Annotated in this window: 15 protein-coding genes and 1 pseudogene; 9 read left to right on the forward strand and 7 right to left on the reverse strand. The window is 41.0% G+C overall.

Annotation, left to right across the window (positions count from 1 at the left end):
• The 3 genes from ACR2F3_RS12235 to ACR2F3_RS12245 form a co-directional block, all read right to left on the reverse strand.
• On the reverse strand, positions 1–899 hold an 899-nt coding region (locus ACR2F3_RS12235; protein WP_432710258.1), incomplete at its 3' end, for a RagB/SusD family nutrient uptake outer membrane protein.
• Between the two features lie 37 nt (positions 900–936).
• Positions 937–2,235 carry a TonB-dependent receptor domain-containing protein gene (locus tag ACR2F3_RS12240; RefSeq protein WP_432710259.1) on the reverse strand — a complete coding sequence of 433 codons (1,299 nt, stop codon included), beginning with the start codon at positions 2,233–2,235 and terminating at the stop codon, positions 937–939.
• 132 nt (positions 2,236–2,367) lie between these two features.
• Complete coding sequence (locus ACR2F3_RS12245; RefSeq protein ID WP_432710260.1) at positions 2,368–2,685, reverse strand: hypothetical protein; 318 nt, start codon at positions 2,683–2,685, stop codon at positions 2,368–2,370.
• A gap of 201 nt (positions 2,686–2,886) precedes the next feature.
• On the opposite strand from ACR2F3_RS12245, the gene ACR2F3_RS12250 reads away from it, so the two are divergent.
• Entirely contained in the window at positions 2,887–3,198 is a 312-nt protein-coding gene (locus tag ACR2F3_RS12250; protein ID WP_432710261.1) for a nuclear transport factor 2 family protein, read from the forward strand.
• Between the two features lie 513 nt (positions 3,199–3,711).
• Here the strand turns inward: ACR2F3_RS12250 and gyrB are convergent.
• On the reverse strand, positions 3,712–5,670 hold the full coding sequence (gene gyrB, locus ACR2F3_RS12255) for a DNA topoisomerase (ATP-hydrolyzing) subunit B (RefSeq protein ID WP_432710262.1): 1,959 nt from the start codon (positions 5,668–5,670) through the stop codon (positions 3,712–3,714).
• A 225-nt stretch (positions 5,671–5,895) separates the two neighbouring features.
• On the opposite strand from gyrB, the gene ACR2F3_RS12260 reads away from it, so the two are divergent.
• Positions 5,896–6,495, forward strand: a complete 600-nt coding sequence (locus ACR2F3_RS12260; RefSeq protein WP_432710263.1) for an OmpH family outer membrane protein — start codon at positions 5,896–5,898, stop codon at positions 6,493–6,495.
• 69 nt (positions 6,496–6,564) lie between these two features.
• Positions 6,565–7,050 (forward strand): nucleoside deaminase, encoded by a 486-nt coding sequence (locus ACR2F3_RS12265; RefSeq protein ID WP_432710264.1) that lies wholly within the window; start codon positions 6,565–6,567, stop codon positions 7,048–7,050.
• Here the strand turns inward: ACR2F3_RS12265 and ACR2F3_RS12270 are convergent.
• On the reverse strand, positions 7,047–7,448 hold the full coding sequence (locus ACR2F3_RS12270) for an RNA-binding S4 domain-containing protein (protein ID WP_432710265.1): 402 nt from the start codon (positions 7,446–7,448) through the stop codon (positions 7,047–7,049). The genes ACR2F3_RS12265 and ACR2F3_RS12270 overlap by 4 nt on opposite strands.
• 77 nt (positions 7,449–7,525) lie before the next feature.
• Between ACR2F3_RS12270 and ACR2F3_RS12275 the strand changes: the two genes are divergently transcribed.
• From ACR2F3_RS12275 to miaA, 6 genes are all read left to right on the forward strand, one after another.
• The gene (locus ACR2F3_RS12275; RefSeq protein WP_432710266.1) at positions 7,526–8,344 is read left to right on the forward strand and encodes a 2,3,4,5-tetrahydropyridine-2,6-dicarboxylate N-succinyltransferase; all 819 of its coding nucleotides are present in this window, start codon (positions 7,526–7,528) and stop codon (positions 8,342–8,344) included.
• Positions 8,345–9,472 (forward strand): glycosyltransferase family 4 protein, encoded by a 1,128-nt coding sequence (locus tag ACR2F3_RS12280; RefSeq protein WP_432710267.1) that lies wholly within the window; start codon positions 8,345–8,347, stop codon positions 9,470–9,472.
• Between the two features lie 7 nt (positions 9,473–9,479).
• Entirely contained in the window at positions 9,480–10,046 is a 567-nt protein-coding gene (locus tag ACR2F3_RS12285) for an L-threonylcarbamoyladenylate synthase (protein ID WP_432710268.1), read from the forward strand.
• 63 nt (positions 10,047–10,109) lie between these two features.
• Entirely contained in the window at positions 10,110–11,513 is a 1,404-nt protein-coding gene (locus ACR2F3_RS12290) for a CCA tRNA nucleotidyltransferase (RefSeq protein ID WP_432710269.1), read from the forward strand.
• Between the two features lie 55 nt (positions 11,514–11,568).
• Positions 11,569–12,219 carry an IS1096 element passenger TnpR family protein gene (locus ACR2F3_RS12295; protein ID WP_432710270.1) on the forward strand — a complete coding sequence of 217 codons (651 nt, stop codon included), beginning with the start codon at positions 11,569–11,571 and terminating at the stop codon, positions 12,217–12,219.
• Positions 12,220–12,225: 6 nt separating this feature from the next.
• Positions 12,226–13,134: a tRNA (adenosine(37)-N6)-dimethylallyltransferase MiaA gene (miaA, locus tag ACR2F3_RS12300; protein WP_432710271.1), complete on the forward strand. Its 909-nt coding sequence runs from the start codon at positions 12,226–12,228 to the stop codon at positions 13,132–13,134.
• Here miaA and ACR2F3_RS12305 read toward each other — a convergent pair.
• Both ACR2F3_RS12305 and ACR2F3_RS12310 read right to left on the reverse strand, forming a co-directional pair.
• Positions 13,131–13,445 (reverse strand): DUF3467 domain-containing protein, encoded by a 315-nt coding sequence (locus ACR2F3_RS12305; RefSeq protein WP_432710272.1) that lies wholly within the window; start codon positions 13,443–13,445, stop codon positions 13,131–13,133. The two genes, miaA and ACR2F3_RS12305, sit on opposite strands and share 4 nt — an antisense overlap.
• Before the next feature lie 122 nt (positions 13,446–13,567).
• Positions 13,568–15,728 (reverse strand): annotated as a pseudogene (locus ACR2F3_RS12310) (DNA-directed RNA polymerase subunit beta'); the annotation flags it as partial.

The raw sequence follows: 15,728 nt of genomic DNA on the forward strand, positions 1-15,728 counted from the left end.
CTTGCGTTTGCCGGATTTACACCTGGCAAACCATCGTTGGCAGAATGTTGTACACCCCAAACCCATTCTGAGCCATTCTCCCTATCGGCATCGAAATTCGTGTGGTAATCCTTATACAATCCATATTTAACCATCTGGTTCGTTTTACCGTTGGTCATGATATCATTCAAGACGCTGAGTGCATCCGTATAACCAGATCCATCCCCCTCATTTCCCATATAGAGGCGCGTTTTGGCGTAGTAAGCTTCTGCTGCCCATTTATTGGCGCGACCAAAGTCTCGATTACCCTCCAAGAGGTTCTTACGGGCAAAATCGAAGTCTGCCTGAATTTGAGGCCAAATGTCCACGTATTTTCCGTTTGCATCGGTGTTCGGTACCAGTACCGTCGATGAGTTCTCATCAATCCAGGGTAGATTCCGGTAAGCCCGCTTCAACATAAAATAATAGTGTCCTCTTAAAAACCTTGCTTCTGAGGCTATTTGTGTTTTTTCTGCGCTTGTTAAATCTTCTACCTTATTGAGAAGTGATAAAACCATGTTGCATCTTGAGACTGCGTCAAAGTAAAAGGCAAAGAATGATTCTGTACTTTCATTTCCTGTTGATACTTCGAAGCGCTGAAACTCCAGTCTGGACGCGCCGTCAGAAAGATCTGACCCTTTATTCGCCTCACCGCCCCGAATGCTACCAAATAACAGTTGCCCGGGTGCGGTTACCATCCCGTCATTTTGACCATTTAACAGGGAATATGCGCCAATCAAAGTCTTGTTTATTCCTTCGCGAGAGTTTAAAACACTTTCTGAATATGCTCCAACGGGCTGCTGTTCTAGAAACTCATCCTTGCATGATGTAAGTGACCCGCAGAGGGCCAACGCAAGAACGATAAAACATCTACTTTTCATATGCTTAATATTTTAAAAGTTAGTGATTTGATTATTGTTAAAAGCCAACGTTTATTCCGAAAAGAATTTGTCTTGGTGTAGGTGCTAAACTCGTCACTACGCCCATCGAAAGGTCACCTCCCGATAAACTCGCATCCGGATCTAGACCACTAAATTTGGAAATTGTGAACAGGTTCTGCCCCTGTACATAAAGCCTGACTTTATCGAACTTGAATTTAGAACCGACTTTTGGAAAAAAAGAATAACCCAACTGCAAGGTCCTAAACCTTACGTAAGAAGCGTCTTCTACGTAATAGCTGGTCACTTCCTGATTTGAATAAGAATCCAGCAGATCAAGTTTCGGAAGTTTTGCATTATTACCTAACTCTGGAGTCCAGGACTCATATAGCAAGCGTGAACTTCTGTTCTGACTAAATGAATTGAAATCGGTCACATATCGTTGCTGGTTGTAAATGTCACCTCCCTTGTTCCAAAATAGCATGGCATTTAGGTCAAACTTCTTATACCCAATTGAGAGATTGAAACTCGTTTGAAAATCAGGATGGGGATTTCCAATGATTGTTCTGTCCAACGCATTAACCACGTTGTCACCATTTACATCCCTCATCTTCCAGCGTCCAACTGCCGGAGGTAACCAGGAAGTACTGGTGCTGGCATACGCATCAACCTCTGCTTGTGTATTAAAGAAGCCTTCTATTTGATAACCGTAGAACATTGATACAGGTTGACCAACGGCAGTCCGCGTCACATAGCCTTCTCGCTCCTCCCCACCTAGTAATGCAGCTAAAGGATTGTCAAGAACCCTTGTCACCTTATTCTTATAGGTGGAGAATAGAACGCCCACGTCGTATGTAAAATCATTTATATGCCCTTTTTTAGAAAGCCCGATGTCCATACCTTTGTTCTCCATCTCTCCAGCATTAACATACGGCTGGGTATAAGAACCTCCCGTAAGAGCCGCTTGATTCTGCACCAGCAATCCGCTTACCTTCTTCTTATAGAGATCGATAGTCAGGCTTACAGCATTTTGGAAAAGGGTCGCATCAAGACCAATATTTGTTGTAATATTTTTCTCCCACCTCGCATTCCGGTCGCCTATTCTCGAGAGAATATAGCTGTCCGACTTACTGGAATTTTCACCTGCAATAGGATAGGAGTGCTCAATATCGGACACATAGACATCAAATTGATTGTCGCTACTGAGTCCGGTTTGATTACCGATAATTCCCCAGCTTGCCCGAAGCTTCATGTCGTCTATCCACTCCATACCTTTCATGAAAGGCTCTGCTGAAAGACGCCAGCCAAGAGCAGCAGCTGGGAAATAGCCGGCCGGCAATAATTCGTTACAAGTTCCTGATACGCCGTATCTAACCCTTGTGTCCTGGTAGTATTGTTCAAGATTATAACAGAACAGAAGAACAAAGAGACCTTAATTGAAACGTTGTATTTCATTTGATGTAGTCTAAAATTACTGACCTAGTCCATTGCTTTTGTAAAGGTTCAATGCAGTTTGATAATTTGCCATCGCCTGATGCACCACCCTGTCTGGCAACCTGGCTTGTTTCTGTTCATTCAGGGCAGCATCGTACAAAAAAAAAGTATCAACCTTGCACTGTGGTCCTAAAACGACCAGGCTATCCCGTTTTAAATAGGCCAATTTCTGGTACGTTCCCAAAACAGCCCGGAGCTCATAAGAAGTATCTAACACATTCTTTCCATATAGATTACTCTCATTAACCCAATCCAGCAGGCTAAATAAGGTAGGGTCAAAACAATTTGTGAACACATTTATCAACCTCTACCTTGCCCTTAATCGGTAAGTTAATATGATACGGGCTTTTAACTTTCACTTGCCGCAACTAGAATATATTTATACATTCACATAAAAACTCATACTTGGTATTAAAAAAGTAGTTAGATGGCTCGTGGTCTTCAGCAAATAGTGGAACTATAAATCATAGCCTATAATAACTTTGACATAGACGGCATGCTAAACAAACTACACCCCGCAATTGTCTTCAAGAATTTAACTCAGGGAGAAGTTGATTTAGTGACCAACGGCCTTAAAGTATTTAAATCCCAAGCAGAAAAAGCAACCACCTTTTTTACCGAACGTAAACAAGTTATAACAGATTTTAAATTCAGACATCAACAGGTCGAAATAGCAATAGACTATCAAGCTGTATTAGCACTTGACCTACCAAATGGATTAAAAAAAGGAGAAGGGATTACTTTTAAGGGTAAATCTATTTTCAATTTTGAAAATGATCTCATCGTATTGATTGAAGATTATAGCTAATAGGTTTTTACAACTTTTGAGTCGAGTCGATGATTTATCAGGTTTGTTTGGAAAACACTTTTTGTTGTAATAGTAATGACTTATCTTTCACAAGTAGCTACTTAAATTACTATCACTCTTTTGATCATTTACCCGAGCCTCCTAACAATTTATAATTGATACGCCTGTCTTAAAACCAGGCTTTGGCTTTACGTTATCATTGCCCCTTTCTTTGCGCGTACATTAGTCGCTACTCATTTGCACCTGGTTTCGGATTTGTGAGACAAGGTGCGAAGGAGGTGCGGACGAGAAGCGAAAGTGAGTGGCACATTTTATAAGTTAAACACGAGGAAAACCAAAAGCTTTGGGCTTTTATAATATCCATAGTTTTATATTATAGTGAATGATGTCTATGCTAACGCTTTAACTAGCCAAATCCTGCAAACTTCCTGCGCCAGCAAATTCCACTGCGCAAAAAAGGCCGGTCATTGGTTAATGATCCGGCCTCTCCAAGATATAAATAACTATTTATTTTTAAGCATCAATTTTCGCATATTTTGCATTACGCTCAATAAATTCACGTCGTGGTGCTACCTCATCGCCCATTAACATGGAGAAAGTACGGTCGCATTCTACTGCGTTTTCTATTGTTGCCTGCAATAAGGTACGGTTGGCAGGATTTAAAGTAGTATCCCACAATTGTTCTGCGTTCATCTCACCCAAACCTTTGTAACGTTGGATATGTACACTCTCTTCTTTACCGGCACCTTTTAAACGTTGCACAGCCATGTCGCGTTGCTGATCATTCCAGCAGTATTCCTGCTCTTTACCCTTTTTAACCAGGTATAAAGGCGGCGCAGCGATGTAAACATAACCCGCTTCGATTAATGCTTTCATGTAACGGAAGAAGAAAGTAAGAATCAACGTTGTAATGTGTGAACCATCGATATCCGCATCCGTCATGATTACAATTTTGTGGTAACGAAGCTTGGTCAGGTTTAATGCTTTATCATCTTCTGGGGTACCAATACTTACGCCTAAGGCAGTAAACATATTTTTGATCTCGTCGTTTTCATAGATCTTATGTTCCATTGCTTTTTCCACGTTCAGGATCTTTCCTTTCAAGGGAAGGATAGCCTGGAAATTACGGTCACGGCCTTGTTTAGCCGTTCCACCCGCTGAATCTCCCTCCACAAGGTAAATTTCGCATTTTTCCGGATCACTGTCTGAGCAATCTGCAAGTTTACCTGGCAAACCAGAGCCACCCATAACACTCTTACGCTGTACCATTTCACGGGCTTTACGCGCTGCAGAACGAGCTGTAGCGGCAATAATAACCTTATTAATGATTAGCTTGGCTTCTCTAGGGTTTTCCTCCAGGTAGTTATTCAATGCTTCACCAACTGCGATATCTACTGCACCCATTACCTCAGTGTTACCCAGTTTGGTTTTGGTTTGGCCCTCAAATTGAGGCTCCTGTACTTTAACAGAAATTACAGCCGTTAAACCTTCACGAAAGTCGTCACCCGTAATTTCGATTTTCAGGTTTTTTAAAAGCCCCGATTTCTCGGCATAGGCTTTAAGCGTACGGGTTAACCCCCTTCTGAAACCAGCGATATGGGTACCACCCTCATGGGTGTTAATATTATTCACATAAGAATGCACATTCTCTGCGTAACTGTCGTTGTATTGCAAGGCCAGTTCTACAGGGATACCATTTTTAATACCCTCTACATAGATGGGTTCTTCAATTATAGACGGACGGTTACCATCAAGAAACTGCACAAACTCTTTCAGCCCGCCTTCAGAATAGAAGAGCTCGGTGTTATAATCACCATTCTCATCCTCTTGTCTTTCGTCGGTAAGTGTTAGTTTAATCCCTTTGTTCAAATAAGCCAATTCTCTTAACCTGGCAGCCAAGGTATCGTACTTATATTCTGTTGTTTGTGTAAATATGGTCGGGTCAGGTGTAAAGGTAACAATGGTACCTCTTTTGTCGGTTTCGCCTACAGCTTTAACATCATATAACGGCTTACCAATATTGTATTCCTGTACCCAGATTTTACCTTCACGGTGTACTTCTGCTTTCAGGTGTGTAGACAAGGCGTTTACACAACTTACCCCAACACCGTGTAATCCACCAGATACTTTATAAGTATCCTTATCAAATTTACCACCGGCGTGTAATACAGTCATTACAATTTCCAGGGCTGATTTTTGTTCTTTAGTGTTAATGCCCGTAGGGATACCACGGCCATTATCTTCCACGCGAATGGAATTATCTTTCAGGATATTTACCTGAATAGTATCTGCATGACCTGCTAAGGCTTCATCAATCGAATTATCTACTACTTCGTATACCAAATGGTGCAAACCTTTGGTTCCCGTGTCTCCTATATACATAGAAGGGCGCTTACGCACCGCTTCTAATCCTTCTAAAACCTGTATATTATCTGCCGAATAATTTGACTTTGAATCTTGTTCTTCGTTCATATTTGTCATTGAATATTTAAAGACAAAAATAACGATTTAAGCACAAACGAATGCACATGTGGATAACTATTTGACGTAAAAACCGCATTTTTCCCCGTAAAAATCACTCTTTTTTAGGATACTTAATTTGAAATTTTATATTTGCTAAAATTTACCGACCTTAAAGCCTTTTAAAAATCGCAGAAACACTTCTAAACGCATAGATTAACAACTGATAATATACCCATGAAAATTAACACGCTAAAATTAAGCGGTCTTGCGACTGCAATTGCTATAGTTTCTGTTATGGCTTCTTGCCAAAACAAAGAAAACACAGCTGCAACGACAACAAAAGCTGATTCAGCTACCGTAGCTCCCAAAGAAGCTATAGTTTACGTTAACTCTGATTCTTTATTAACAAAATACCAGTACTTCAAAGATTTACAGGCGAAATTAGAAGCAAAAACAAAATCTGCACAAGCAGACATGGGTTCTAAAACTCAGGCTTTCCAACGGGAAGTGGCACAATATCAACAACAACAGCCTACGTTAGCTGCTGATCAAAGAGCTGCTACTGAAGAGCGTTTAGCCCGTAAACAACAAGAGTTACAAACTTACCAACAAAATGCCGGTGCTGCTTTACAACGTGAGCAAGCAACTGAACAGGAAAAATTGTATGATAAAGTTGCAGACTACTTGAAAGAATACGCGAAGAAAAAAGGTTACAAAATGGTGTTGACTTATTCAAAAGGGAACAGTGCCATTTTATTTGCTGATGAAAGTTTAGATGTAACCAGCGAAGTTATTGTAGGCTTAAATGCAGCTTACAAACCAGAAAAGAAATAATAATTTATACCGAATTTAAAATGCCCTGATATTCGGGGCATTTTTTTTGTTCTTAGTTTTTAGATGACCATGGAGAATAAACCAACAACACACGAAGAATTTATGCGCATAGCGATTTCTTTGGCAGAGCAAAATGTATTGGAAAGTATAGGTGGCCCTTTCGGCGCCGTAGTTGTTAAGGATGGACAGGTGATTGCTAAAAGCGGAAACCTGGTTACTTGTAGCAACGATCCTACGGCCCATGCCGAAGTTTCGGCCATTCGCCTGGCTTGTGCAGCACTTAATACATTTGATTTAACGGGTTGTGTAATTTATACCAGCTGTGAACCTTGCCCCATGTGCCTTGGTGCAATTTACTGGTCGCGCATTGACACGATCTATTATGGTAATACCAAGGTAGACGCTGCCGAAATAGGGTTTGACGATAATTTCATCTATGAGGAACTAGAGAAACCGATGGAACAACGGAGCCTGCCAATTATCCAGCTTTTAAGGTCGGAGGCCCAGGAGGCATTTAAACTTTGGAAACAGTCGGCCATGAAGACCGAATATTAACTTTCATCTTCGAACCTGGATTCATTTAAATCGTCAATTTCCCTGCGGTCCCTCTTGGTTGGCCGCCCCGTACCACGGTCTCGGGTAAGCACAGACCCATGAAAAGCCGATTTAAAGGCAAGGGTTTCTTCTTTGGGCGTAAGATCTTTGTACTTGGTGACCGCAATTTTCGATTCCACCCTGTTGTACAGCAACTCCACCACTTCAATAACTTTCCTTTCAAGCCCCTTTGACACCTGATATACATCACCTGGTTTAACAACTGAAGAAGCCTTCACGTTTTGTCCGTTTAACTTCACCCTTCCCGCCTTACAAGCTTCGGTTGCCAAACTGCGTGTTTTGAAAAGCCTGATGGCCCACAAATATTTATCGATCCTTAATTTTTCCTGTTCAGCCATAAATATTCAAATTTACGCAAGAAAACATCGTTGGATACATTAATTTCGTTTATTTTGTATAAAAATAAAAATATATAATGATAACAGAACTAAAAAAGTTAATCGAAGCCGCCTGGGACGACAGAAGTTTACTGGAGTTTTCACAATATTATGAAGCGATTGAAACAGTAATCATGCAGTTGGACAGTGGCGAGTTACGTGTAGCTGAACCAGTTTTAAACTCGTGGGCAACGAACGAATGGATTAAAAAAGCTGTTATTCTCTATTTCCCTATCAGGCAAATGGAAGAAATCAAGGTAGGGCCTTTTACATACCATGACAAAATGAAGCTTAAAACCAATTATAAAGAGATTGGTGTGCGTGTAGTGCCTAATGCGGTAGCCAGATATGGTGCCTATTTAGCGAAAGGGGTGATTTTAATGCCATCATATGTAAACATTGGAGCGTATGTAGATGAGGGTACCATGGTTGATACCTGGGCTACTGTTGGTTCATGTGCGCAAATTGGCAAAAATGTACATTTAAGTGGTGGTGTTGGTATTGGTGGCGTATTGGAGCCATTGCAAGCCTCGCCGGTAATTATTGAAGACAACTGTTTTATTGGATCCAGAGCCATCGTAGTTGAAGGCGTTCGCGTTGAACGTGAAGCTGTATTAGGCGCCAACGTGGTATTAACGGCATCTACCAAAATTATTGATGTATCTGGGGAAGTCCCAATTGAATATGTTGGTATTGTTCCTGCACGGTCAGTAGTAATTCCTGGTAGTTACACTAAAACTTTCCCGTCTGGCGATTACCAGGTTCCTTGTGCCTTGATTATTGGTCAACGTAAAGAGTCTACAGATAAAAAAACCTCGCTTAATGACGCATTAAGGGAAAATAACGTAGCTGTATAAATGAATATTGGTTTTGACGGAAAGAGAGCAGCAAATAACTTAACCGGTTTGGGAAACTATAGCCGATCGTTAATTGCGAAACTTGCACATTTTTTCCCTCAAAACCACTATTATGTTTACACGCCAAAAGTAAAAGATAAGCCACAAATAGCAGCGTTTCTGGCAGATGATTCAATCCGACTGAAGTTACCCCATCCTGGCGCCATTAAGCTGTTATGGCGCAGCTTCGGCATCAAAAAACAACTCCATAAGGATCAGATTGACGTGTATCATGGGTTAAGTCAGGAAATACCAATTGGACTAGCTGCCAACTCAGAACTTAAAACGGTAGTTACCATACACGACCTGATCTACCTGCGTTACCCGCAATATTATAAAGCGATAGACCGCTACATTTACAACCGTAAGAGTGAGTATGCCTGTAAAAAAAGCGACCACATTATCGCCATCAGCGAGCGTACACGTCAGGATATTATCGAATATTACAACATTGATCCCCAGAAAATTGAGGTCATTTACCAAAGTTGCGACAATTCTTTTAAACAGTTGGCGCCATTGGCCTCAAAGCTGGCCGTAACAAAAAAATATAACCTGCCTGATCAATTCCTGCTTATTGTAGGCACCATTGAACCCCGTAAAAACCTGTTGTTATTGATTAAAGCCCTGCCGGCAATCAATCCTGATTATAAATTGGTAGTGGTAGGTAAACAACAGGCTTATGCCCGGTTGGTTAAATCGGAGCTGGAAAAACTTGGTTTGACAGACCGCGTTATTTTTCTGGAGGGGCTGCCTTTTGAAGATCTTCCCTTAATCTACCAACTGGCCACGCTATTTATTTACCCTTCGTTATATGAGGGCTTTGGTATCCCTATTATTGAGGCGTTGTATTCAGGCACACCCGTTATTGCAGCTACAGGATCATGCCTGGAGGAAGCCGGCGGGCCGGATAGTATTTACATTTCTCCGGATAATGCAGAAGAACTTGCCATACAGGCGAACCGCATACTTGATAATAAAGACCTGCAGGAGCATATGATTCAAAGCGGTTTGCAATATGTACAGCGTTTTGACAATGAAATTTTGGCAAATCAGTTGATGGCTTGTTATTTAAAAATTATAAATAGATAAATTGATCATGTTAAAAGTAGAAATTGATAAAGCATTAGCCGTGTTAAAATCCGGTGGGGTGATTCTTTATCCAACAGATACAGTTTGGGGATTAGGTTGCGATGCCACAGATGAAAAAGCAGTGGCCAGAATTAATGAAATTAAAGGGCGCCCTGCAGATAAAAGTTTTATTATCCTTCTGGATACAGACAGTAAATTACAAAGCTATGTAACTGAGATTCCTGATGTAGCTTATGACTTGATAGAATTTGCCGAGAACCCATTAACTATTATCTTTTCCGGCGCGAAAAACCTTGCTAAAAACGTAATCAATGCTGATGGTAGTGTAGGTATCAGGGTGGTAAAACACGAATTCTGCACACCGCTGATCCAGCGTTTCCGTAAACCCATTACTTCTACCTCCGCAAATTTTTCAGGCCAGCCCTCCCCTTCCATTTTTGACGAGATTGACCCAGACTTAGTGGCAGCTGTAGATTATGTAGTGGATTGGGAACAAGAATCAAGAGTTCAAAAGAAACCTTCCACCATAATGAAATTAAGCCCTAGTGGTCAATTTTCCTTTATTAGAAGGTAACTTTTACTACTTTTGCACAAAAATTTAACCGTTTAGCCCAAACTGCATATTCGGGCATTAACTATGGAAGAACACTTAAACCATCCGGTATTTAAAATGCTTGCCGCTGTTGCTGCACAGAATAATAGCGAAGCTTATGTTATTGGTGGTTATGTACGTGATCTTCTTTTGCACAGGCCTTCTAAAGACATCGACATTGTGGTGTTAGGGAATGGTATAGATTTTGCCGAAGCCGTAGGAAAACAGCTAAAGACTAAAGTAGCTGTGTTTAAGAACTTTGGCACTGCCATGCTTAAATATAAAGACCTGGAGATAGAGTTTGTTGGTGCCCGTAAGGAATCGTACCGCGCCGACTCCAGGAAGCCAATTGTTGAGAACGGCACCATTGAAGACGACCAGTTACGACGGGATTTTACCATCAACGCAATGGCTATTTCTTTAAATGAAGCCAACTATGGCGAATTGATTGATCCTTTCGGCGGGTTAGCCGATCTGGATGCGCGTTTGATAAAAACGCCGCTAGATCCGGAAATTACCTTTTCCGACGACCCATTACGCATGATGCGAGCCATCCGCTTTGCTTCACAACTCAACTTTAATATTGACGAAGCTGCGTTAAAGGCCATTTCAAAACAAAAAGACCGTGTTGCGATTTTGTCTAAAGAACGCATTACCGACGAACTGAATAAGATTATTTTATCTCCTATCCCATCTGTTGGTTTCAACTACCTATTTGACACCGGTTTATTAAAGATAATTTTTCCGCAAATGGCCAACCTGTACGGGGTTGAGGTGATAAACGGCAAAGGACATAAAGACAACTTTTACCATACTTTACAGGTGCTGGATAATATTGCCTTGCACACCAATGATCTTTGGCTACGCTGGGCAGCTATTTTGCACGACATTGCCAAACCGGCAACCAAACGTTTTGAAGAAGGACATGGCTGGACTTTTCATGGTCACGAAGACAGAGGGGCACGTATGGTGCCGCAAATCTTTGCACAGCTGAAACTTCCAATGAATGAAAAAATGAAATTTGTGCAAAAATTAGTGCAGTTACATTTACGTCCGATTGTTTTGGCCCAGGAAGTGGTGACTGATTCGGCCGTTAGGCGGTTGCTTTTTGATGCTGGTGAAGACATTGATAGCCTCATGACCTTGTGCAATGCTGATGTGACCACAAAAAATGAGTATAAGGTAAAAAAATACCGTAACAACTTTGAACTTGTTAAGCAGAAATTAAAAGACGTTGAAGAGCGTGATAAAATTAGAAACTGGCAGCCGCCAATTTCTGGCAATGATATTATGAACTATTTCGGCCTAAGTGCAGGTAAGGAAGTAGGCTTAATTAAAAACGCAATTAGAGAAGCAATTCTTGAAGGAGAAATAAAAAATTCTTACGACGAAGCGGTACAATTTATGCTAAAGAAAGCAGAGGAATATGGCCTTAGGCCAAAAGAATAAACACCTGACAAAGGATATATTATTATTTCATTTTAAAACGCAATAAGGGCTCCCCATGGCAATATATAGATTTAGAGTAAGTTTTGAGGATTTTGATGAAGTGGTTAGAGAGATTGATATCAAGTCTACACAAAAATTTGAAGATTTACACCGCGCAATCCACCGTTCTACAGGATATGATCCGGAAAAGCCATCTTCATTTTATGTGAGTACTGATCACTGGATTAAAGGCGACGAAATTGCGTATCTTCCAAACCAACGCAAGATCGATCGTGGTGTACGTTTAATGGAAAATGTGAAGTTAAGTAGCCTGATTGATGATCCACATCAAAAATTCTATTATATCTACAATTTTGACCGTCCTTTCGATTTCCATGTAGAACTGATTAAAATCATCCTTGAAACTGACCCAAATATTGAATACCCCTATGTATTCAAAAGTGTTGGTGCTGCCCCTAAAATCTTCGATAAAAATAACCCTGAAGCGATGGCAGCAGCTGTTGTTACAGCGCCGAATGAATTTGATTTCCTGAACGAACTTGATTTTGTACCTGAAGATACAGAAGAACTGGAGGCTATGGGTGGTACAGGTATCAATGAGCAGGAAAAATCAGGCGATGATGAAGAGGAAAAAGAAGACGATGAGTTTTCTGACGAAGATGATTACGAAGAACAGGGCTATAGTGATAATGATGATGACTACTAACGCCCCATGTCGGATTTAAAGAGAAACCTGATTGTAGTGGTGGGGCCTACGGCGATTGGTAAAACTGCCCTTGCCATAAACCTTGCCCAGCACTTTTCTACAGAAGTTATCTCTGCCGATTCGCGACAATTTTTTAAAGAAATGGATATCGGTACGGCTAAACCTTCTAAAGAGGAATTAGCCACCGTACCTCATCATTTCATAAATTCACACAGCATCTCTACTTTTTTCAGTACCGGTGATTTTGAAAACCAGGCCCTGGCTAAAATGGATGTCTTGTTCCAAAAGCATGAACAACTGGTGATGGTTGGTGGTTCCGGTTTATACATCAACGCTGTTTGCAATGGCCTGGACGAGCTACCTGATACAGACCTGAACATTCGGGCCGCCCTAAAAGAAAGGTTCGCTAAAGAGGGCATAGAATCCATAAAACAGCAGCTATCTGAAGTTGACCCAGAATTTTATGTAAGGGTTGATCAGGCAAACCCACAAAGAATGATTCGTGGGCTGGAGTTTTTTCTCTCTACCGGTAAGAAGCTAAGCGCCTACCAAACCAATAGCACAAAAAAAAGGCCTTTTAATCAGATTAAAATAGGCCTTAATACTGACCGCGCGTTATTATACGAACGCATCAATCACCGTGTGGACTTAATGATGGAAGCAGGTTTACTCAAAGAAGTACAAACTTTGTTACCCTACAAACACCTGAACGCGTTAAATACTGTGGGTTACACAGAACTATTCGAGTACCTTGAAGGTAAATCGACGCTGGAACAAGCAGTGGACGCCATAAAACAAAATACACGCAGGTTTGCTAAAAGGCAACTTACATGGTTCCGCAAAGACCCGGAGACAGCCTGGTTTGAACCGAATGACTATCCAGCCATCCTATCCTATGTGGAAGCGAGGCTTTAAGCTTGTGCTTTCGGTCCACCATACTGCAAAGGGAGATTAGCAGCATCTGTCTGTATCTTAATTCTTCCATTCGCCGCTTCGTATTTTTCAATATTATCCACTAAAGCTGCTGCAAAACGCTTAGCATGCTCTGGGGTAAGGATGATTCTCGACTTTACTTTTGCCTTTGTCACGCCCGGCATCACACGAATGTAGTCCACTACAAACTCTGTGTTGGAATGTGTAATGATCGCTAAATTAGAGAATATGCCATCGGCCACTTCCTCAGTTAGTTCGATCTGAATTTGGTTATCATTTTTTTGTTCTTCCATAACACAAAACTAAGTTTTTAATTCCATGGATTACCATCTAACCAAATTTTTAAAAAAAAATGAGGACAAAAAAAAGTCCCTTAACGTTACCGTCAAGGGACTTTTTATTAACTATTAAATAATTAAGCTTCTACTTCTTCTTCTTGTTTCGAGGCTAATAATTTATCGTACTCTTCTTGTGAACCAACAATGATTTTCTCATAGCCACGTACACCAGTTCCTGAAGGAATCAAGTGACCAACGATCACATTTTCTTTCAATCCAAGCATGTTATCACGTTTACCTGCAATTGCAGCTTCGTTTAACACTTTTGTTGTTTCCTGGAAGGAAGCGGCCGAGATAAATGATTTTGTTCCTAATGAAGCACGTGTGATACCTTGCAAAATAGAACTTGCTGTAGCTGGTCTTGCATCTCTAACTTCAATCAGTTTCAAATCTTTACGTTTTAACTGAGAATTTTCATCTCTTAATTTACGTAAAGAAAGAATTTGACCTGGTTTTACATTATTAGAGTCACCTGCATCAACAACAACTTTTTTGTCGTAGATCTCATCGTTTTCTATCATAAAGTCCCAACGATCAACAGAGTTATTTTCTAAGAAAATAGTATCACCTGGATCAACGATATGAACTTTCTGCATCATTTGATGCACGATAACTTCAAAGTGTTTATCATTAATTTTTACACCTTGTAAACGGTAAACCTCTTGCACACCGTTAACCAGGTATTCCTGTACAGCAGCTGGGCCTTTAATTTTCAAGATGTCAGCTGGTGAAATTGAACCATCAGATAATGGCATACCTGCTTTCACAAAGTCATTATCCTGTACAAGGATGTGTTTAGACAATGGAACAAGGTATTTTTTAACTTCACCTTCTTTAGATTCAATAGTGATTTCGCGGTTACCACGTTTCACACCACCTAAGGTTACAACACCATCGATCTCTGTAACAACAGCAGGATTCGAAGGATTACGTGCCTCAAATAACTCAGTTACACGAGGCAAACCACCCGTAATATCTCGGGTTTTACCTGTAGTACGAGGAATCTTAACTAAGATCTGACCAGTTCTTACCGCATCACCTTCGTCAACCGCAATGTGTGCGCCAACTGGAATGTTGTATCCCCTGATCAATTCACCTTTTTTATCTACAACCCTAACAGCAGGGTTTTTAGTTTTATCACGTGTATCGATAATAACTTTCTCACGGTGACCAGTCTGATCATCTGACTCCTCACGGTAGGTTACACCTTCCACAATAGCATCAAATTCAATCTTACCGGCAAACTCTGAGATAATTACCGCGTTGTACGGATCCCACGAACAAACCCTGTCGCCTTTAGTTACTTTTGCACCATCCTCAACATACAAGAATGATCCGTAAGGAATGTTATTGGTCATCAGAACCTTGCCTGTGTTAGGCTCGATAATTTTGAACTCACCTGAACGACCTAATACAATCTCGTTAGCTACGTCATCGTTAATGTTCTCAACTGTACGAACATTTTCGAATTCGATTATCCCGTCAAACTTCGCTAGAATCTGAGACTCAGCCGCGATGTTGGAAGCGGTACCACCCACGTGGAAAGTACGTAAGGTTAACTGTGTACCCGGCTCACCGATTGACTGTGCAGCGATAACACCGACAGCTTCACCTTTTTGAACACGTTTACCAGATGCAAGGTTACGTCCATAACAAAGTGCACATACACCTCTTTTATTTTCACATGTTAATACAGAACGTATTTCGACACCTTCGATCGGACTTTGCTCAATTGCTTTTGCAATATCCTCATCGATATCTTCGCCTGCACCAACTAGTAATTTACCATCAAGTGGATTGAATACATCATGAAGCGAAGTACGACCTAAAATTCTGTCGTATAACGGCTCAACGATATCCTCGTTATCTTTAAGGGCAGTAGTATACATGCCTCTTAACGTACCACAATCAGGTGAATTTACAATCATATCCTGCGCTACGTCATGCAAACGACGAGTTAAGTAACCCGCATCCGCTGTTTTTAACGCCGTATCGGCCAAACCTTTACGAGCACCGTGAGTAGAAATAAAGTATTCTAATACGGATAATCCCTCTTTAAAGTTTGAAAGAATCGGGTTTTCGATAATCTCACCACCGCCACCAGATTTCTGAGGCTTAGCCATCAAACCACGCATACCGCAAAGCTGACGAATCTGCTCTTTGGAACCACGCGCTCCGGAATCCAACATCATGTAAACTGAGTTGAAACCCTGGTTATCGCTCGATAATTGCGTCATT

The organism is Pedobacter sp., from assembly GCF_045627485.1.
Classification (GTDB): Bacteria; Bacteroidota; Bacteroidia; order Sphingobacteriales; family Sphingobacteriaceae; genus Pedobacter.

Excerpts from the sequence above, each read along its gene's own strand:
- ACR2F3_RS12295 (WP_432710270.1), top strand. The coding sequence starts at position 11,569 with ATGGCAATATATAGATTTAGAGTAAGTTTTGAGGATTTTGATGAAGTG.
- miaA (WP_432710271.1), top strand. The coding sequence starts at position 12,226 with ATGTCGGATTTAAAGAGAAACCTGATTGTAGTGGTGGGGCCTACGGCG.
- ACR2F3_RS12305 (WP_432710272.1), bottom strand. The coding sequence starts at position 13,445 with ATGGAAGAACAAAAAAATGATAACCAAATTCAGATCGAACTAACTGAG.
- ACR2F3_RS12270 (WP_432710265.1), bottom strand. The coding sequence starts at position 7,448 with ATGGCTGAACAGGAAAAATTAAGGATCGATAAATATTTGTGGGCCATC.
- gyrB (WP_432710262.1), bottom strand. The coding sequence starts at position 5,670 with ATGAACGAAGAACAAGATTCAAAGTCAAATTATTCGGCAGATAATATA.
- ACR2F3_RS12265 (WP_432710264.1), top strand. The coding sequence starts at position 6,565 with ATGGAGAATAAACCAACAACACACGAAGAATTTATGCGCATAGCGATT.
- ACR2F3_RS12260 (WP_432710263.1), top strand. The coding sequence starts at position 5,896 with ATGAAAATTAACACGCTAAAATTAAGCGGTCTTGCGACTGCAATTGCT.
- ACR2F3_RS12275 (WP_432710266.1), top strand. The coding sequence starts at position 7,526 with ATGATAACAGAACTAAAAAAGTTAATCGAAGCCGCCTGGGACGACAGA.
- ACR2F3_RS12250 (WP_432710261.1), top strand. The coding sequence starts at position 2,887 with ATGCTAAACAAACTACACCCCGCAATTGTCTTCAAGAATTTAACTCAG.
- ACR2F3_RS12280 (WP_432710267.1), top strand. The coding sequence starts at position 8,345 with ATGAATATTGGTTTTGACGGAAAGAGAGCAGCAAATAACTTAACCGGT.
- ACR2F3_RS12290 (WP_432710269.1), top strand. The coding sequence starts at position 10,110 with ATGGAAGAACACTTAAACCATCCGGTATTTAAAATGCTTGCCGCTGTT.
- ACR2F3_RS12285 (WP_432710268.1), top strand. The coding sequence starts at position 9,480 with ATGTTAAAAGTAGAAATTGATAAAGCATTAGCCGTGTTAAAATCCGGT.